This is a genomic window from Labrenzia sp. VG12 (assembly GCF_002237595.1).
Classification (GTDB): Bacteria; Pseudomonadota; Alphaproteobacteria; order Rhizobiales; family Stappiaceae; genus Roseibium.
In genome coordinates this window covers 145,453-163,120 of record NZ_CP022529.1, presented here as the reverse complement: position 1 = coordinate 163,120, position 17,668 = coordinate 145,453, and the positions used below count along the sequence as shown (strand labels likewise).

Genomic DNA, 17,668 nt, shown 5'->3' with positions numbered 1-17,668 from the left:
CTTTCAACTCTCGTGAAGAGCCCCGGAAATGGGTGGCGTCAGGTCGGACGCGGTTCTCAACAGCCCGTCCTGACGCAGTCCGTCGAGACAGCGGACGATCTTGCGGGCGTGATAGAGCATGGCGACCCAGTTGGTCATCAGCTGCGGTCCGGCAGCCTCGGCATCCGGCATGGCTGCCAGCCAGTCGTCGGCCAGTCCGGGCACGGCCTGCTTGTCCCGTCCCTCCAGAACGGCAGCGATCTCACTGTTCACCCGGTCATCCATTCGAGCCACGAGCGATGCGATCGCCGTCTCCCTGGTGCCGGTCGCGGCCTTCATCACCACGGCCCGGGCCTGGCGGTACAAGATGACATAGTGGCCAAGTACGATGACCAGGACATCCAGGTCGCTGGTAGTCTCGGAATAGGACGACCAGGGCGCGACCTCAGCCCGGTAGGACCTTGCCGTTTTGACCAGGTTGCTCGCGCTCTGGCGCAGATCGGCAAAGTCCTGCTGGTCGTCCGCTGCCGTGGCGCCACTCTCCTGCAGAGCTGCCGCACAGGCCGACAGATAGGCCCTGGTCAGAGTGGAGATGGTTTCACCCGTGCGATTGGGGAACAGGATCCAGGCAACACTAAGCCCGACACCTGCGCCAATGATCGTGTCCCAAAGGCGCACCCAGAGAGCCCCAATCGGCAGACCGACGATTGCATGCAGCCCCGCCACGACCATGAAGCTGATGAACCCTGCTGCAATGGCGTAGTTCCGATCCATGAAAACGACGATGGCCGGGATGGACAGAACGATCAGCGCAAGACGGAGTTCAGGCAGCCCTGAGAGCAGCGGATCGACCAGCATGGCAACCCCGACACCCACAGCCGTCCCGCCAACGCGTTGCACCGTCTTCTGAACGGTGGTGCCCAGACTGTTGCACAGGATCACAACGACGGTCAGGGTTACCCAGTAGGCGTGACTGAGTTCGAAAAACCAGCCGATTGCCAATCCAAGCGACGCGGCGACGCCCCCCTGGAGCGCAAGCCGCCAGTCCAGCTGGCGGAACCAGGCCGCGCCGGTTCCAGGTTGCACCTTTTCTTCGGCCTCCAGCACGGGGTTTCCCCGCTCGGCAAGCAGCCAGAGCCGTTTGAAGGATTGTGCAATCCTCAGGATCTGAAACTGGTCCTGGGTCTCAAGGTCAGCATCCGGCTCTGCCCATTTCAGGTCAAGGTCAGGTGTCTCAGGTGCCTGTCCCGATCGCAGCTTGCCGGAAACCATGCCGAGGTCTGCCGAAAACCCCGCATCAGCGCGCAGTCTGCCGCACGCTTCTTCGGACAGATGCCCTGTGGCATCGCGAACCACCTCAAGAGCAAGCTCCATCATCGTTGCCGTTTCGGTGGAAAGACCACGCGCTGCCGGGGTCGGGCCGATCAGGGCAACACAAAGCTGCAACTCCATGCGCAATCGCGCCAGTTCACGAACGGGAATATTTGCATGCGGCGTTTGGCCGGTAAGGTCAGCTGCGACCTCCTCGAGATGGTCGGCAAGCGCTTGCCGGTTGGTCCGTTCGACCCTCAGATAAGTGCCTTCGCTGGACGGACGCCACAGGCCGATCCGGACCACAAACGCCACAACGGCACCGAGCACGGCGAGAACAGGCAGCAAAATTCCGGGCGATTCCGGCTGGCTGGTGAGGATGACAAACAGCCAGAAGATTGAGATTGCGCGGCCTGTCCGCTGCCAGAACCCGCCGAGACCATCGAGGGCAAAGCCAACCGCAATCACCCCGACCCAGGCCACCTGCAGAACCATCATGGCAGCCGTGCCCGCAAGCCAGCCAATCACCGCACCGACGCCAAACAAGGCGGTGACCACCATTCCCATGCGCAGGATGCTCGCCATTTCCTCCTGCCGGGTGGAAACCGGGGTGAAGACGAGGCAGTGGCTGCCCGCCGCAGCTGTCAGCACGGCCATGGTAAAGGCCGGCACCTTGTCCAGAAACAGCGCCAGTCCGTTGGCAAGAGCCACGCAGAGCAGCACGGTCACCATCAGGTGAAGCCCGCGTACCAACCGCAGCCCGCCGGGGTCATATCGCAACACCCATGTCAGGAAATCGGAAACTTGATGACGCATCGAAAAACCGGGACCGCATTCTCCAAATCGGTGACTGGGCAACTGGATGATCAGAATGGCAGGTCCCGGCAACGAAAGCCATCCAGACCATTTTATTCCCTTCAAGGGAATTGAGCAGCAGCCCCTCTTGTTTGAAAAGCTCGATACCGGCTCCAACGACGGAAACCAGACCTCATGAAGACCATCTATCTCATCGCTGCCATCGTCGGCACACTCCTCCCCTGGTCCTTCTTTGCCGCATTTCTTGCGCAAAACGGCATCGACCTGCCCCTGTTCCTTGCGCAGATCTTTGCAACCGGGCCGGCAATAGGTTTCACGGTGGATCTTCTGATCTCCTGTGCCGTCTTCTGGATCTGGTCTTTTCGGGATGCGCGAGAAAACAACGTGGCTGGCTGGAGGCTGACCATCCCGGCGATCTGGCTGGTTGGACTGTCGCTTGGCCTGCCGCTCTATCTGTGGCTACGGGAACGGGCCCTGGAGAAACAGCCCGGCCCTATCCACGCCTGACGCCGACAATGAGGGGCGCCTCAGAGACATTCCGTTACACTTTTGCAGAGGGGCGCGCTGTTGCCGCCCGGGCTTCGGATGCCCAGCGTTACAGAGCTTTCAAGTTCTGGAGTTGCTCATGATCCGCACCGGCCTTGCTGCAGTCGCAGCCGTTTTGCTGCTTTCAGGAACCCACAACGCCCAGGCGTCTCCGCCCGACCTGAAGACACCTGCCCCTGTGATCTTTCTGGCGGACAACCTGGATGAAAACCAGGAGCTCGGCTTCTGCATCGACACGGTCGGCCGCGGCCTGTCGGACCGTCTTCATGCCCATTCCTGCAAACCGCAAGGCGGTGATGTCCAGTTTCTCTACGACCCGAAATCCGGCCAGATCCGCTCTGTAACATTCGAGAACCTCTGCGCGGAACTGCTGCAACCGGCCGCAGCCGGTGTCAGCCTCGGTCTTCTGAATTGCTCAGATACGCCGCTTCAGGCTTTCACCTACGATGTGGGCAAGCTTGAGTTTCATCCGAAGGGCGCCGCCGACCTTTGCCTGGCGAGCCCTGGCGAAACACGTCAGGCCGGCCCGTTCGTGTCCCGCGACCTGGCACTTGCCGATTGCACGTCAACACCGGCACCAGAAAAACAGTGGGTGATCCAGGAGTAAGCCGCCTTTTGCGCGGTCCTGTCCGGCTCCTCTCGGCCCCGCTCACCAGACGCTGCGCAAAACCAAAAAAGGCGGCCCGATCGGGCCGCCTCTTCCAGTTTCGGTGTTTGCCGCTTCGCTTAACGTGTCAGCGGCTTGTACTTGATCCGGCGCGGGTCGGCGGCATGGGCCCCGAGGCGGCGAACCTTGTCTTTTTCGTAGTCCTCGAAGTTGCCTTCGAACCACTCCACGTGGCTGTCGCCTTCAAAGGCAAGCATGTGCGTTGCCAGACGGTCGAGGAACATACGATCGTGGCTGATGACCACGGCGCAGCCGGCGTAGTTTTCCAGCGCGTCCTCAAGAGCGGCCAGGGTCTCGGTGTCGAGATCGTTGGTCGGCTCATCGAGCAGCAGCACGTTGGCGCCCTTTTTCAGGACCTTGGCGAGGTGAACGCGGTTGCGCTGACCACCGGAGAGGTCGCCGACCTTGGCCTGCTGAGCCGGGCCCTTGAAGTTGAAGGACGAGCAATAGGCCCGCGAGTTGATTTCCTTGTCGTCGAGATAGATCACCTCGGCGCCACCGGAAATCTCTTCCCAGACCGTCTTGTTAGGGTCGAGCGCATCGCGGGACTGGTCGACATAACCGAGCTGGACGCTGTCACCGATGGTGACGTTGCCGCTGTCCGGCTTTTCCTGGCCGGTCAGCATCTTGAACAGGGTCGATTTACCGGCGCCGTTCGGGCCGATGACGCCGACAATGCCGCCGCGCGGCAGCTTGAAGGACAGGTTGTCGATCAGAAGCCGGTCTTCGAAGCCCTTGGAAACGCCGTCGACCTCGATGACGTTGGCACCGAGACGCTCGCCCACCGGGATGAGGATCTGCTCGATGGTCGGCTGACGCTCTTCCTGCATCGCGACCAGGTCCTGATAGGCCTTGATACGGGCCTTCGATTTGGTCTGACGGCCTTTGGGCGACATGCCCATCCACTCGCGTTCGCGCGAGATCGCCTTGGAGCGGGCCATGTTCTCGCGGCCTTCCTGCTCCATGCGCTTGGTCTTCTTTTCCAGATAGACCGAGTAGTTGCCCTCGTACGGAATGCCCTGACCGCGGTCGAGCTCCAGGATCCAGCCGGTGACATTGTCCAGGAAGTAGCGGTCGTGGGTGATGATCAGGACGGAGCCCTTGAACTCTCTGAGGTGCCGTTCCAGCCAGTGGACGGTTTCAGCGTCCAGGTGGTTGGTCGGTTCGTCGAGGAGCAGGAGATCCGGCTCGCTGAGGAGCAGTTTACAAAGCGCGACACGGCGGCGCTCACCACCGGAAAGGTTCTCAACGCTGCTGTCGGACGGCGGGCAGCGCAGGGCTTCCATCGCCATTTCCACCTGGCTTTCCAGGTTCCACAGGTCCTGGGCGTCGATTTCATCCTGAAGCTGGGCCCCTTCCTCGGCGGTCTCGTCCGAGTAGTTCATCATCAGCTCGTTGTAGCGGTCGAGCTTGGCCTGCTTGTGGGCGACACCTTCCATGACGTTTTCCATCACCGTCTTGGAATTGTCGAGCTGAGGCTCCTGCGGCAGGTAGCCGACCTTGGCGCCTTCTGCCGCCCAGGCTTCGCCGGAATATTCCTTGTCGATACCGGCCATGATCTTCAAGAGCGTCGACTTACCGGCCCCGTTCGGACCCAGGATGCCGATCTTGGCGTCCGGGTAGAAGGACAGATGGATGTTGTCGAGGACCTTCTTGTCGTTATAGGCCTTGGACAGGCCATGCATGTGATAAATGAACTGGCGCGCCATGGGGCTCCGCTTCTCCACTAAAGCTGACGGGATTCTTTGGAATTCTGCGGCGTCTTTTAGGGGAGTTTTGACCGTGGGGCAATGGGGGGAATTGAGGGGGGCCTCTCACATCGGAGCCCACCTCCACTGCTTCCTGACAAGGAGAGGCTTGCGGTACCCCTACCGCATCGCGACCAATCTCAGATCCTGGGCAGGGTTTTGAGCCAGAAAGGTCCGATCTCCGGCCTGTCTCCACCCCCGGAATTAACCGAGAGACCGGGCCGCGCCTCCAGGGTTTCCGGCGTCTTTACGTCCCAGGCAAGGCCAAGCCGTTCAAGGGTTTTCACCAGCCACCAGCCCGGATCTGTCTGCCCGGGCAAAATCCCCAGTTTCGCGGAGTTCGGGAACGCGTGGTGGTTTTCGTGGAAGGCTTCGCCAAAGGTGACAAGGCCAAGCCTCGGCAGATTGTAGCCCTGAACGCAGGCACCTTCGATGTAGAGCAAGTGGTCCTTGGGCTGATGCGCATAATAGCCGACCAGCCAATGCCCGATGAGCGACACCGAGACACGGCAGCACACACCCCAGATCACAAAGGGCAGACCGCCAAGGAGATAAAGCGGTACGGCAATGACCAGCTGTTGTGCCATCCAGGTGGCTTCGACGGACCGGTAAAACGGGTCGTTGGCAACATCGTCTTCGATCGTGAACCGGGGTTCCGTCTTCAGATTGATGCCACAACAAAGCTGCCACCAGGCATCATTCCAGAAGCCGGACCGATGGGAAAAGAAATCATGACAGTCTGGCTGTCGCTGGCCCCAGTCGCGAAAATCGTGAAGCCGGATCATGCCGAACGGGCCGGCCATGCCCACCAGGACACCGAGATAGACCAGAAACCGCTCTATGTTGCGATGTGTGCGGAAGGACCGGTGGATCAGGAGCCTGTGCATGCCAACCGAATGGCCGCCGCAGATCGTGATCGCGGTTAAAATGACAAAGACGGCGACAGCAGACGGCGTTGCCGTCAATGGGCCGGCCACCAGAGCGGCGGCCGTCATGCCGCCGATCCAGATGGCCTTGACGGGTTTGAAGACGACCTCGCCTTCTACCGGATTGGCGCCACCATCGGACGAAACGCGCTCCGTCGAGACGGCCTTCATCGAGGGATATGGAACTGAAGACATGATACTCCCCTCCTTCCCGGCAAACGGGCGCAGGTTCTCACCTTCCGGAGACCTCTCCGAAAGCATGCTGGTTTGGTTTGTGACGGATCCGCCGAAGTCAGCGGGTGCTTGCCTTTGGAACGGACGTCCATTATTTAGGCTGTAAGCTAATTACCATCTGTTAGATAATTAGGCAACCACCTAATTGATATTTTGAACCGTCAAGGAACCGGAGCGCAGAACATGAGTGACCTGCAGGAGTCTGTGAACGCGGCAGAGTCCGGTGGCATCCAGAAGATCTTCGAGGCCCTTGCCTCCGCGCCTCGGCGCAAGATCCTCGCCTATCTGTCCCACAGTTCGTTGACCGCCGGCGAAATTGCCGACCGTTTCGACATGTCCAAACCGTCGATTTCCCAACACCTGGGTGTATTGGAAAGTGCGGGACTGGTGCGCAAGGAAAAGCGCGGCCAGTATGTGCACTATTCCATCGTGCAGGAAAGCCTGACCAACACGCTCAACAGCTACGTTCAGGAAGTCTGCCCGGTGTCCCGCCCTCTCAAGAAGGAAAGCGCGGCCTTGAAGGACAAAACCAGGTTGAACGACAGCTGACCCGTTGCCGCTTGCACGCGCTAGCAGCCCGGTTCTTTGCGCCTTGATTCCGCCAACCAAAAAGACAACACCACCCGCAGCACACTTATAGAGAGTGCCATCAGGACTGATGTGTGAGACGATCAGGCTTGCGCCGGATCGTCTGCACGGCGTGCCCCTTTAAGGATGCCCAACCTGGAGCTCCGCTTGTTCTTGCGAAATGCCTACCGTCGACGATCATTTTATGCGCTCGGCTTTGCCTGTAGTGCCGTTCTTGTTGCCGGCCTTGTCTTTTTTGGGCGTCTGGCGGGGCAACCGGATCCAGCGTCATCTGCCCCCGTTCTTGGCATAGAGGCTCCCTTCGATGCCCGGCTGCAACATGCGCTCAGCAGGATCGCCGATGCCAACCTTCCCTTTGTTGTCGGCGTGTCTCACAAGGGCGGTCCCATTCGCGTTCAGGAGTTTGGCGTCCTTGACGAAGACTGGATCGACCCAGAAACGATGCAGATTGACATCAATTCCGTGACCAAGACGGTGACCGCTGTCATGGCTGCAAAGCTGGTTGACGAGGGCAAGGTCCGGTTCGACGAGACACTTTCGGAGATCTTTCCGGACGTTCCGGACGACAAGGCCGGGATTACCCTGCACCAACTGCTCACACATTCGGCCGGATTTGTCGAGGCGGTTGGAGATGACGAAGAGCCAATCGGAAGACAGGATTTTCTGGCACGCGCCTTTCGAAGCAAGCTCCTGTCGATCCCTGGCCAGACCTACACCTATTCCAATGTCGGGTATGGTCTCATTGCCGCAATCATCGAGCTGCGGTCCACAAAAACATACGAAGAGTATCTGCAGCAGGATATTCTGTCCGGACTCGGATTTGAGAACACCGGTTATCTCAGCACTTATGATGAAACCCGATCGATCAGGACAAAGAGCGGCCAGGGCATATGGGAAGCCAGCTGGGGCGGACACACCCCTTCCTGGAACCTGATCGGAAACGGCGGTCTTATCTCCACGGTTCCGGAGATGCTTCGGTTCCGCCGCGCCGTCCTAGAGGGGAAAATCGTTCGACCCGAAACACTTGCGGCAATTCACACCGCCCATATCGCGGAAGACGATGACGCTGTCAGTCACTACGGTTATGGACTGGTCGTGCAGGATATCAACGGGATCGGGCGGGTCTATTGGCATGATGGCGGCAACGATCTGTTTTCCGTCCAATGGGGTGACTATGCCGATCAGTGTGACCTGATCTTCGTCGCCGGTCTGGACGACGATCTTGGCAACGCCTTTGAAGCAATGCAGATAATCGAGACCTATCTCTACGGCCGAAAGGACGGGTGAGCCGGACCGATCCACAAGCCGACAAAGTTCCGAAGTTTGACTTTCCCTCCGCTTCGTTTTTTGTATCTTCACGGCTCCACGTCGCTCTTCTCAGTCTTCCCGCCACCGGATCCCTTTCATGACCATCGAACTCCTGATGCCCCGCCCGATGCTGCCGATCGTTCAGGAGCAGCTTGACGCGCGCTACACCGTGCACCGGCTCTATGAGGCGGAAGACCCGGACGCGATGCTGGCGGAGATCGGGCCAAAGGTCCGCGGCATCGCCATGGCCTTCGGGCCGGTCAACACCGCACTGCTCTCCAAACTCCCGAATGCGGAGATCGTCTCCAGCTTCGGCGTCGGCTATGACCATATCAACACCGACGATTGCCTGGCTGCCCAGGTGATGGTCACCCACACGCCCGACGTGCTGACCGAGGAAGTCGCTGACACCGCCCTTGGACTGATGTTGATGACGGTGCGCGAGTTCGGCCAGGCGGAAAGGTGGCTGCGGCAGGGCAACTGGGAAGCCAAGGGTCCCTACCCGCTGACCCAGGCCACCCTTCAGGGACGCACGCTCGGCATTTTCGGGCTGGGACGCATCGGCAAGGCAATCGCGAAACGCGCCGAGGCCTTCGGCATGCGCATTCACTACCATGGCCGCAGCAAACAGGACGATATCGCCTATCCCTATCATGCGTCCCTGACCGGGCTTGCGACCGCCTGCGACACGCTGATGGTGGTCGCACCGGGCGGTACAGCAACGCACCATGCGGTCAATGCCGACGTGCTTGAGGCACTCGGGCCGACCGGCATCGTGATCAACATCGGCCGGGGCACGGTCATCGACGAAGCCGCTCTGATTGCCGCGCTGGAAAACGGCAAGATCTACGGGGCCGGCCTGGATGTGTTTGAAGCCGAACCACATGTGCCGCCTGCGCTTCTGGTACTGCCGCGCGTTACCGTGCTTCCCCATGTCGGCTCTGCCTCCCAGGCAACCCGCAACGCCATGGGCCAGCTTGTGGTCGACAATCTGAACGCCTGGTTCGAGACCGGCAAGGCAGTGACGCCGGTTCCGGAAATGAACTGAGCAGACACGGTATACCCGGGGAAGACACGCCTTTCATCTCAACAGGAATGCAATGCGGTTGCACAAACACCCCGACACACTATTTGGCAATTTTCACAATCGATAGAATACTTATATTTCATAGACTTAGATAAATATTCAGATTTCTGAATTTTCATGACAAACGCAGCTTGGAAGTGAAAGGGACTGCTTCGGAAAGAGGCGACACCCGTCAGGATTTCAGGGACCAGTTTGACATGGGATTTCGGGAGACATCGGGTAAGCGGGTGACTGCGCTGCTGGCGCTGTTTTTGGTGCTGCCGCTCTGGGCGGCGTCAAGCAGCTGGGCAGCCCCAAAGGGCAAGGGAGCCCTGGCGGCACAAACCCAACCGCGGGTGGTGGTCGCCGCCGTGCCGGAAAACTGGCCACCGCATTACAGCCTTTCAGCGACCGGTGAACCGCAGGGTTTCGCGATCGACGTGTTCGATCATCTGTCAGCACAACTTGGTTTCACTGTTGAATACTCGGTTGCAAAAACCTTCGCCGAAGCCAATCGCCGGCTGGAAGACGGCACCGCAGATGTCGTTCCCAACAGCGGCATCGTTCCGCAGAGACTTGGTTCAAGCCTGTTTACAGATCCCGTTGAAACGTTTCGGATCGTCATCTTCGTGCGGGACGGGTCGGCCAGCGTCAACACGTTCGGCAGCCTGCATGGCAAATCCGTCGGTGTGGTGATCAACAATGTTGGCCTGTATCTCCTGCGGGATCGCAAGGACATCGATCTCACCGTCTACGAAGACCCAGAACATGCCCTTTTCGGCCTCCTGTCCGGATCAGTCGATGCCGTGGTTTATCCCGACACGGTCTTCTCGGGTCTTGCGCGACGGTTGAAGGTCGAGGACAAGATCAAGATCGTCGGCGCCCCAATGCGTGAAGTCCCGCGTGGCCTGCAATTTCGAAAAGACAGCGCAGACCTGCACGCGGCCTATAGCGCTGCCGTTACGGCGTTTCTGCTCTCGCCCGAATACAACGCCATCTACACCAAATGGTATGGCACGCCCGAACCTTTCTGGTCGCGCAGCCGGATCGTGTTCGCGATGAGCGTCCTGATGGCGGTGCTCTGCACCGGCTTTGTCATCTGGCGCTTCCTGTCCCTTCGCAACATGAACCGCACCTTGCGGAACACGCAGGCGAAACTTGCCACCCTCAATCTCGATCTGGAGAACCGGGTCAGGGATCGCACTGCCGACCTGACGCACGAGATCGAGCAGCGCAAACACTCGCAGCATGTCGTTGAGGCCTTTTTCAATCAGACCCAATCGCTCAATCTCGTGGTCGACTACAAGGGCAAGATCAAGCGCATGAACGACGCGTGGTTCGAGGTCCTTGGCTTCGGTCTGGAGGAACTTCAGTCCAGCCCCTTCATGTCTCTGGTTCATCCAGCCGATCTGGACAGGACGCGCGAAGCCTTTTCGGGCTTGCTGGAAGGCATTGACGTTGACGGTTTTGAGAACAGGTGGCGCTGCAAAAACGGCAACTACAGGAACCTGTTGTGGTCGGCACGTACGGACAGGACAGACGGGCTCGTTTATGCCGTTGCCAAGGACGTCACCCTCCAGAAGGAGGCCGAGAGCAAGCTCAAGCTGAGCGCAAGCGTGTTTACCGTGGCTGATGAAGGCATCATCATTGCAGACCCCAATGGCGTGATCGTCGACGTCAACGAGGCCTTCACGGAAATCACCGGGTACGACCGGCACGAAGTCCTCGGCAAGAATGCCAGGATGCTGAAGTCCGGACGCCACAACAAGGCCTTCTACAAGGACATGTGGCGCGCCTTGCAGGACGAAGGCGCCTGGCGCGGCGAAATCTGGAACAAGACCAAGGACGGGCGGGTCTATCCGGAAATCCTGACCATCAGCGCCGTGCAGGGCGCCGATGGCAAGACGGCCAACTTCGTCGGCCTGTTCTCCGACATTTCCGCAATCAAGGATCACGAGCAGGAACTGGAGCACCTTGCCCAGTATGACAAGCTCACCGGGCTGCCCAACAGGGCGCTGCTGGCCGATCGGCTAAACCAGGCCATGGCGCGCGCCAAACGTCATGATCACCATATTGCTGTTGTCTTCATCGACCTGGACGGGTTCAAAACGGTCAATGACACCCTGGGGCATGCTGCCGGAGACAGTCTGCTTGTTGCCACCTCGCGCCGCCTCAAGTCGATGCTGCGCTCCGAAGACACACTTGCGCGGATCGGCGGTGACGAATTCGTCGCCATCATCACCGATCTGAACGATCCGATGGATTGCATCGGAACGCTTGATCGGCTCAAAACCGCAGCGGCAGCCCCGTTCGACATTGACGATCACGCAGTGAAGGTGACAGCCAGCGCCGGCGTGACCTTCTTCCCGCAAACGCAGGCCATCGATGCTGACCAGCTGGAACGGCAGGCAGATCAGGCGATGTACGAAGCCAAGCTGGCGGGGCGAAACCAGTACCGTTTTTTCAATCCGGATCAGGACAAGGAAATCGCATCGCAGTTCGCGCGGGTTGCCGAGGCGCAGAAGGCGTTGGAGGAAGGAGAGTTTCTGCTCCACTACCAGCCCAAGGTCGACCTGGAATCCGGGCGCCTGCTCGGCTGCGAAGCGTTGCTGCGTTGGCAACACCCGAAACGCGGCCTGTTGCTGCCTGGTGATTTTCTTCCGCCGATCGAGCAGAACCCGTCCATCGCAGTTCCGCTCGGCAACTGGGTGATCGGCTCGGCGCTGCAACAGATCGAAACCTGGCGAACAAGTGGCCTTGATATAGGCGTCAGCGTCAATGCCAGCGCCGTGCATTTGCTGGCCTCCGATTTTGTCGGCAAGCTGGAAGCCCAGCTCGCCCGGCATCCGGACGCAGATCCAGAGCGGCTTGAAATCGAGATCCTTGAAACCAGCGCCATCAACGATTTCGACAAGATCGCCGACATCATCCGGCATTGTACGCAGCTCGGCGTGCGTTTCGCGCTTGACGATTTCGGCACCGGCTACTCGTCGCTGGTCTATCTGAAGCAACTTCCGCTGCATACGCTGAAGATCGACCAGGGCTTTGTCCGCGACATGCTTCACAACCGGGAAGACCAGGAAATTCTGAAGAGCATTGTCGGATTTGGCCGCATTTTCGATCTGGAAGTGCTGGCAGAAGGGGTTGAGACGGAAGAGCATGGCCGCATGCTGCAAAGCATTGGATGCCGCTTCGCACAAGGGTTCGCCATTGCCCGGCCCATGCCCGCGGAAGACATTCCAGGCTGGTGCCTGCAATGGACCCGCCGCTATGCGTGCCCAGGGCCTCGCTTGAAAAACCAAGCCACCGGTTGACCACCGTTCAGGGCAGCCGGAGAGCAGTCCAACGCAGGGTGCGAGGCCGCGCTGAGACTGCTCAACGCGATGTCGCAGGCGGTTTCGTCGCGTGTTTGCAGGTGGCAACGGCCCGAAAAGACCGATGCCACGCATTTGGTGGGAACACTGCCAGGCATCAACTCATGACGGCGACCTTCAGGGCGCGAGGCTTGCTGCCAGCGCCTGGCCGATATCGGCGATGGCCGCGTTGCGAGCCTTGAAGGAGGCTGCGGTCTGGGTGATGTAGATCGCGATCACCACCGGCTTGCGTCCTTCCGGCCAGATCACCGCGATGTTGTTGCGAGAGCCGTTGGCACCTGCACCTGTCTTGTCGGCAATGCGCCAGCCCTCAGGAAGGCCCGCACGCAAGGTCGCATCGCCGACCTTGTTGCCGACCAGCCATTTCGTCAGCAGCCGGCGTTCGGCATCTGGCAAGGTCTCTTCCAGGACCAGTTTTTTCAAGGTTTCAGCCGCAGCGTTCGGACTGGTCGTGTCTCGCGCGTCCCCGGGAATGCCGCTGTTGCTATCGGGTTCCCACCGATCGACGCGGGTTACCTCGTCGCCGATGCTGCGCAGATAGGCTGTCACGGCCTCAGGCCCACCAAGCTCTTTCATCACCAGGTTGGCAGCGGCGTTGTCGCTGATGGTCACAGTCGTCGCGCACAGCTCGCGCAGCGTGACAGGGGCTCCGTCGACCTTTTCCTTGGCGACCGGCGAATAGGACACGATATCGCTCTGGCGAATGACAATCGCCCGGTCCGGATCGACTGCTCCCCTCGCCCCTGCATCCAGAAACGCCGCGCACAGAAAGGTCTTGAACGTGCTGTTGGTCGGGAACCTCTCGTCCGCCCGGTTCTGCCACCTGGTGCCCGTTTCAAGATCGATCACGGAAACACCAACGCGGGCAGACAGACGTTTTTCGGCATCGAGCACAACAGATGCCAGGGGCGTTGCAACGAAGTCGGCCGCCCTGACAGCCTCAAAGGGTATCGACAGGGACAGTCCGGCAAGGACGGCACTTGCAAGGGCAACGGTTCGGGTCAATCGCAACATAGGAATCGTCTCTCCTGGTTTGGTCAGATCTGCTGTCGCCCGGTTGCCCCCCGGGGCGGTCGCAGAAGCAGGGTCAACGTGCCGTTGCCATAGATATTACGCAAATGATGATTACTCCGGTCTGACATGAGAGAAACTTGGTCATCTTGAGGGTTCCATGGATGTTTCCCAGCTGCCGCTCAACGCGCTTCGCGCCTTTGAGGCCTCCGCCCGGCTGACAAGCTTCACCCGCGCCGGGCTCGAGCTGCACGTTTCACAAACCGCAATCAGCCACCAGGTAAAAGCGCTGGAAGACCTGCTCGGCATCACGTTGTTCGAACGCCTTCCGCGCGGCGTCGCCCTGACCGACGAGGGCCAGGCCCTGCTCCCGGTGCTGACGGATGCCTTTCAGCGAATGCGGGCGGCGCTCAGCCGTATCGAAGATGGCAACTATCAGGAAGTGCTGACACTGGGCGTCGTCGGCACATTCGCCACCGGCTGGCTGCTTGCCCGTGTTCCCGACTTCTCCCGCACGCACCCTCATATCGATTTGCGGCTGAAGACCAACAATAACCGGGCCGACATCCTTGCCGACGGCCTGGATTGCTTCATCCGCTTCGGAGACGGCGCCTGGCACGGCACCAACGCCCTGCACCTGATGGATGCACCATTTTCACCGGTTTGCACGCCGGAAACAGCCGCCAGACTGAACAAACACGCGGATCTGCTTGGCGAACCTCTGCTGCGCAGTTACCGGATGGACGAATGGTCGAGATGGTTCCAGAGTGTCTCCCTGACACCGCCTCAGGCGCGTGGTTGGATGTTCGACAGTTCCCTGACCATGGCGGAAGCCGCCGCGCAAGGCGCAGGTGTTGCACTGGTGCCGGTCTGCATGTTCGAAAACGATCTTCGGTCCGCGCGGCTGGTGCAGCCTTTCAAGGCCAGCGTTTTGACGGGCAGCTACTGGCTAACCTGGTTGAAGTCCCGCGAGGAAAGCGCCGCGATGACACAGTTTCGAACCTGGCTCCAGGGAGTGTTTAAAAGCGAGCCCCGAACCGTTTGAGAAATCGTTCGAAGCCTGGTGTCAGACCTGCGTCTTCACACCGACAACCATTTCCCGTTTGCCCGCAAAACCCGGCACTTTCTCAATTTCAAACCCTGCGGCTTCCAGATTGCGGCGCACCCAGCCGGCGGCTGTATAGGTGGCCAGCGTGCCATCCGGTGCGGTCAGGGCAGCGGCGGTCTTCAAAAGGTCCAGGTCCCAGAGTTCCGGGTTTTTCGACGGGCTGAAACCGTCCAGATACCAGGCGTCGACAGGATCAAGCGGCGGCGCCTGCAGGATATTCTCCTTGTGCGCAGCGTTGATGGAGGAGATCAGTTCCCTGGCATCGCCGATGCCCAGAAGGAGCCGGGCGTCTGCAACGGTCAGGCAATTCCAGCCAGGCTGCGGTGCCCAGTTCCCAAGGAGCTGTTCCGCCAGATCGCCAAGCTCCGGAAAGGCAGAAAGGGCCCGGGCGAGCTGATCCACCGACATGGGAAACATCTCGAACGACAGGAAAGTCAGCGCCGGAGCGGTTTCCAGGGGGCGCAGCGCGGCCAGCGTTGTCAGGAAATTGAGCCCCGTGCCGAAGCCGAATTCGGCAATGGTGAAACGTGCACGCGCCGTAAAACGCTCAGGCAAGCGATTGCCGGCCAGAAACACATGGCGGGTTTCCGCCAGTCCTCCTGCCCTGGAAAAATACGTGTCGTCGAAGGCGCCGGCCCGCGGCACATCGCCCTCCAACCACTCCAGATCCGGCGCTTTGGTAGACATCTTGCCCTGTTCTGCCTAGAAGGTGCGGTTCCCGGCAAGGTCCTTCCAAGGCCCTGCCGTATTGCATGCGGTCTCATAAGAGACGCGGACCGAACATTCAACTTTCTGGGACGATTTTCGCCATGGCCCCTGCCGCCTCGGACACTTATGACGTTGCCATCGCCGGCGCCGGCATTTTCGGGCTGGCCATCGCACGTGCGGCGATCGAAGCGGGGCTGAAGACAGTTGTGTTCGACCGGGCCCATGTCGGGGCCGGATCAAGCGGCGGTGTCCTTGGCGCCCTGATGCCGCACATGCCGGCCCGCTGGAACCCCAAGAAGGAATTCCAGTTCCAGGCCCTTTCCTGCCTGGAGGAGCGTATCCGCCTGCTGGAAACGGAGACCGGACAGACCTGCGGCTATGCCCGCTGCGGCCGCATCCTGCCGCTGACCACGACAGACAAGCTTGAGCACCACCTGGAACGGGCGGAGGAAAGCAAAATTCGCTGGAAGTCGGAGGAAACCGGTTTCACCTATGTCGTCGAGACAGCAGGCAGCCGGTCGGACTGGCTGGACGCGGCCGCCGCGCCCCATGGCATTGTCTATGAGACCCTGGCAGCCCGCATTTCTCCGCGGCAATACCTTGCCTCTCTTGCCACCTTTGTCCGCCAACATGGCACCCTGCTGGAAGGCATCGAGGTGAGCGGCTTCGATCCGACAAGCTCAAGGGTTGAGAATGTCAATGGACAGGCGGTGGCAAGAGCTCGTTCACTTGTCGTCACAGGCGGCTTTGCCGCCTTTGACCTGATCGAGCGATTGACCGGCGAGCGCGTCGGACGGGGTGAAAAAGGGCAGGCTCTGCTTCTGGATGGAAAGGGCCTGGAAGACCGGTCTGCCATCTATTGCGACGGTCTCTATGTCGTTCCCCATGCCAATGGCACCGTTGCCATCGGCAGCACGTCTGATCGAGAGTTTCAGGACGATCTCCCGTCAGCAGACAGATCCACCGAACTGCTGCAACGGGCGACGGCATTCTGTCCGTCGCTCAAGGGGCGGAAGATCCTCTCCGACTGGGCCGGTATTCGGCCGCGTTGCCACAAGCGCGATCCCCTGGTCGGCCGTTTGCCTGGGCATGAAAATGTCTTTGCTGCGACCGGCGGCTTCAAGATTTCCTTTGGCATCGCCCATCTGATCGCCGACGCCCTCATAGCCGAGATTTCAGGAAAAAAGCCCGTCGTCCCCCTACCCGAAACGTTTCGGACGGACCATCATTTCGGCGCGAACCGTCTTGACGCAGATAGCTGACGATTTCAGCAGCTCAGCGGCTTTCAAGCTATTTTGGTTTTGACGGAAAAAGAATGAGGCAGCATTCACGCATACTGCGGACATCTGCCGACCCGCGATTGCAGGCAGCAGTCAGAGTGCAGCGACCACGGCATACAGCCCATACAGGCTGATCGAAATCGATCCCCAGAACAGGAGATTTTTTGCCACCAAGAGCGGCATGTTCATGGTCCCACCCCGTTTAGCCACACGATCAACATGCTCGTCTTTCTCCTGCCCAGGAGGACAAACTTGCGATGCAGCTGTCATGGCCCTTGCCATTGAGGCATTCCTTAAAAGACACAAACCGCGGAGGTCAAAGGATGATCCCAGTTCTCCGTCAATGTACCGTTTAAGTACCTAATGGTTAAAACCCGTTTAAGATTATAATGAATACATTGTTAAATTGGGACAGCCCGCAAATGCAGATATGCACAAATTCTTGGCAGACTTGCCAGATCGCACAGGTCACCTGTATTCATCCTTTTCGAGTTCCCGCCAGTTTGATGAAAGACTTTTCCATGAGCCTAGAAAGCGTCCGCACCCATCTGAGCGCAGTTGCTCCCGACCTTGAGGTCATCGTGACTGACGACAGCAGTGCAACTGTGGACCTCGCCGCCAAGGCGCATGGCGTGACACCGGGCCAGATTGCCAAGACGTTGTCCTTCCAGCTCAAGGACCGGATATTCCTGGTGGTTGCCCGCGGCGACGCACGGCTGGACAACAAGAAAGCGAAGGCTGCCTTTGGCGGCAAGGTGAAGATGCTGGGTCTGGACGAAGTCGAGCGCCTGACAGGCCATCCGGTTGGTGGCGTTTGTCCCTTTGGGCTGGCGCAACCGCTGCCGGTCTATTGTGACGTTTCCCTGAAGGATTTTGACATCGTGATCCCTGCGGCCGGTGCGACCAATGCCGCTGTCCGGATTTCTCCGTTGCGTCTTGCGGAGATTACCGCGGCAGAATGGGTGGATGTCTGTCAGCCACCGGTGACCGCCGACTGA

The 17,668-nt window shown here is 59.7% G+C and carries 15 protein-coding genes; 10 read left to right on the top strand and 5 right to left on the bottom strand.

The features are described from left to right. Positions 1–3: 3 nt before the first annotated feature. Positions 4–2,106, bottom strand: a complete 2,103-nt coding sequence (locus CHH27_RS00690) for an FUSC family protein (RefSeq protein WP_094069859.1) — start codon at positions 2,104–2,106, stop codon at positions 4–6. A gap of 55 nt (positions 2,107–2,161) precedes the next feature. Here CHH27_RS00690 and CHH27_RS28455 point away from each other — a divergent pair, with 55 nt between their 5' ends. From CHH27_RS28455 to CHH27_RS00680, 3 genes are all read left to right on the top strand, one after another. Continuing rightward, the gene (locus CHH27_RS28455) at positions 2,162–2,284 is read left to right on the top strand and encodes a hypothetical protein (RefSeq protein ID WP_256386418.1); all 123 of its coding nucleotides are present in this window, start codon (positions 2,162–2,164) and stop codon (positions 2,282–2,284) included. Then, positions 2,281–2,613 carry a DUF2834 domain-containing protein gene (locus tag CHH27_RS00685; RefSeq protein WP_094069858.1) on the top strand — a complete coding sequence of 111 codons (333 nt, stop codon included), beginning with the start codon at positions 2,281–2,283 and terminating at the stop codon, positions 2,611–2,613. Before CHH27_RS28455 ends, CHH27_RS00685 begins: the two co-directional genes overlap by 4 nt. A 118-nt stretch (positions 2,614–2,731) precedes the next feature. After that, positions 2,732–3,259, top strand: coding sequence for an RICIN domain-containing protein (locus CHH27_RS00680; RefSeq protein WP_094069857.1), 528 nt, complete (start codon positions 2,732–2,734; stop codon positions 3,257–3,259). Between the two features lie 119 nt (positions 3,260–3,378). On the opposite strand, the gene ettA is transcribed toward CHH27_RS00680, so the two are convergent. Together ettA and CHH27_RS00670 are read right to left on the bottom strand one after the other, a co-directional pair. Then, positions 3,379–5,028 carry an energy-dependent translational throttle protein EttA gene (gene ettA / locus CHH27_RS00675; RefSeq protein ID WP_094069856.1) on the bottom strand — a complete coding sequence of 550 codons (1,650 nt, stop codon included), beginning with the start codon at positions 5,026–5,028 and terminating at the stop codon, positions 3,379–3,381. Positions 5,029–5,207: 179 nt separating this feature from the next. After that, positions 5,208–6,188: an acyl-CoA desaturase gene (locus tag CHH27_RS00670; protein WP_247646172.1), complete on the bottom strand. Its 981-nt coding sequence runs from the start codon at positions 6,186–6,188 to the stop codon at positions 5,208–5,210. 222 nt (positions 6,189–6,410) lie between these two features. Between CHH27_RS00670 and CHH27_RS00665 the strand changes: the two genes are divergently transcribed. The 4 genes from CHH27_RS00665 to CHH27_RS00650 all read left to right on the top strand — a co-directional run bounded on the left by CHH27_RS00665 (position 6,411) and on the right by CHH27_RS00650 (position 12,503). Further along, on the top strand, positions 6,411–6,776 hold the full coding sequence (locus CHH27_RS00665) for a metalloregulator ArsR/SmtB family transcription factor (protein WP_094069854.1): 366 nt from the start codon (positions 6,411–6,413) through the stop codon (positions 6,774–6,776). A gap of 186 nt (positions 6,777–6,962) precedes the next feature. Next, on the top strand, positions 6,963–8,102 hold the full coding sequence (locus CHH27_RS00660) for a serine hydrolase (RefSeq protein WP_157738633.1): 1,140 nt from the start codon (positions 6,963–6,965) through the stop codon (positions 8,100–8,102). Between the two features lie 118 nt (positions 8,103–8,220). Beyond that, positions 8,221–9,171 (top strand): 2-hydroxyacid dehydrogenase, encoded by a 951-nt coding sequence (locus CHH27_RS00655; protein WP_094069852.1) that lies wholly within the window; start codon positions 8,221–8,223, stop codon positions 9,169–9,171. 236 nt (positions 9,172–9,407) lie between these two features. Further along, complete coding sequence (locus tag CHH27_RS00650; RefSeq protein ID WP_157738632.1) at positions 9,408–12,503, top strand: EAL domain-containing protein; 3,096 nt, start codon at positions 9,408–9,410, stop codon at positions 12,501–12,503. 177 nt (positions 12,504–12,680) lie between these two features. Here CHH27_RS00650 and bla read toward each other — a convergent pair whose 3' ends face one another. Then, the gene (gene bla / locus CHH27_RS00645) at positions 12,681–13,577 is read right to left on the bottom strand and encodes a class A beta-lactamase (RefSeq protein ID WP_094069850.1); all 897 of its coding nucleotides are present in this window, start codon (positions 13,575–13,577) and stop codon (positions 12,681–12,683) included. Positions 13,578–13,734: 157 nt separating this feature from the next. Between bla and CHH27_RS00640 the strand changes: the two genes are divergently transcribed. Further along, on the top strand, positions 13,735–14,619 hold the full coding sequence (locus CHH27_RS00640; protein ID WP_094069849.1) for a LysR family transcriptional regulator: 885 nt from the start codon (positions 13,735–13,737) through the stop codon (positions 14,617–14,619). Positions 14,620–14,640: 21 nt separating this feature from the next. Here CHH27_RS00640 and mnmD read toward each other — a convergent pair whose 3' ends face one another. Further along, entirely contained in the window at positions 14,641–15,369 is a 729-nt protein-coding gene (gene mnmD / locus CHH27_RS00635) for a tRNA (5-methylaminomethyl-2-thiouridine)(34)-methyltransferase MnmD (RefSeq protein WP_094069848.1), read from the bottom strand. A gap of 122 nt (positions 15,370–15,491) precedes the next feature. Here mnmD and CHH27_RS00630 point away from each other — a divergent pair, with 122 nt between their 5' ends. Continuing rightward, positions 15,492–16,652: an FAD-binding oxidoreductase gene (locus tag CHH27_RS00630; RefSeq protein ID WP_094069847.1), complete on the top strand. Its 1,161-nt coding sequence runs from the start codon at positions 15,492–15,494 to the stop codon at positions 16,650–16,652. A 539-nt stretch (positions 16,653–17,191) separates the two neighbouring features. Continuing rightward, entirely contained in the window at positions 17,192–17,668 is a 477-nt protein-coding gene (locus tag CHH27_RS00625; protein WP_094074437.1) for a YbaK/EbsC family protein, read from the top strand.

What these genes read in the sequence shown, in the direction of transcription:
- CHH27_RS00690 (WP_094069859.1), bottom strand. Translation starts at nt 2,106, where the DNA reads ATGCGTCATCAAGTTTCCGATTTCCTGACATGGGTGTTGCGATATGAC.
- CHH27_RS28455 (WP_256386418.1), top strand. Translation starts at nt 2,162, where the DNA reads ATGGCAGGTCCCGGCAACGAAAGCCATCCAGACCATTTTATTCCCTTC.
- CHH27_RS00685 (WP_094069858.1), top strand. Translation starts at nt 2,281, where the DNA reads ATGAAGACCATCTATCTCATCGCTGCCATCGTCGGCACACTCCTCCCC.
- CHH27_RS00680 (WP_094069857.1), top strand. Translation starts at nt 2,732, where the DNA reads ATGATCCGCACCGGCCTTGCTGCAGTCGCAGCCGTTTTGCTGCTTTCA.
- ettA (WP_094069856.1), bottom strand. Translation starts at nt 5,028, where the DNA reads ATGGCGCGCCAGTTCATTTATCACATGCATGGCCTGTCCAAGGCCTAT.
- CHH27_RS00670 (WP_247646172.1), bottom strand. Translation starts at nt 6,188, where the DNA reads ATGTCTTCAGTTCCATATCCCTCGATGAAGGCCGTCTCGACGGAGCGC.
- CHH27_RS00665 (WP_094069854.1), top strand. Translation starts at nt 6,411, where the DNA reads ATGAGTGACCTGCAGGAGTCTGTGAACGCGGCAGAGTCCGGTGGCATC.
- CHH27_RS00655 (WP_094069852.1), top strand. Translation starts at nt 8,221, where the DNA reads ATGACCATCGAACTCCTGATGCCCCGCCCGATGCTGCCGATCGTTCAG.
- CHH27_RS00650 (WP_157738632.1), top strand. Translation starts at nt 9,408, where the DNA reads ATGGGATTTCGGGAGACATCGGGTAAGCGGGTGACTGCGCTGCTGGCG.
- bla (WP_094069850.1), bottom strand. Translation starts at nt 13,577, where the DNA reads ATGTTGCGATTGACCCGAACCGTTGCCCTTGCAAGTGCCGTCCTTGCC.
- CHH27_RS00640 (WP_094069849.1), top strand. Translation starts at nt 13,735, where the DNA reads ATGGATGTTTCCCAGCTGCCGCTCAACGCGCTTCGCGCCTTTGAGGCC.
- mnmD (WP_094069848.1), bottom strand. Translation starts at nt 15,369, where the DNA reads ATGTCTACCAAAGCGCCGGATCTGGAGTGGTTGGAGGGCGATGTGCCG.
- CHH27_RS00630 (WP_094069847.1), top strand. Translation starts at nt 15,492, where the DNA reads ATGGCCCCTGCCGCCTCGGACACTTATGACGTTGCCATCGCCGGCGCC.
- CHH27_RS00625 (WP_094074437.1), top strand. Translation starts at nt 17,192, where the DNA reads ATGAGCCTAGAAAGCGTCCGCACCCATCTGAGCGCAGTTGCTCCCGAC.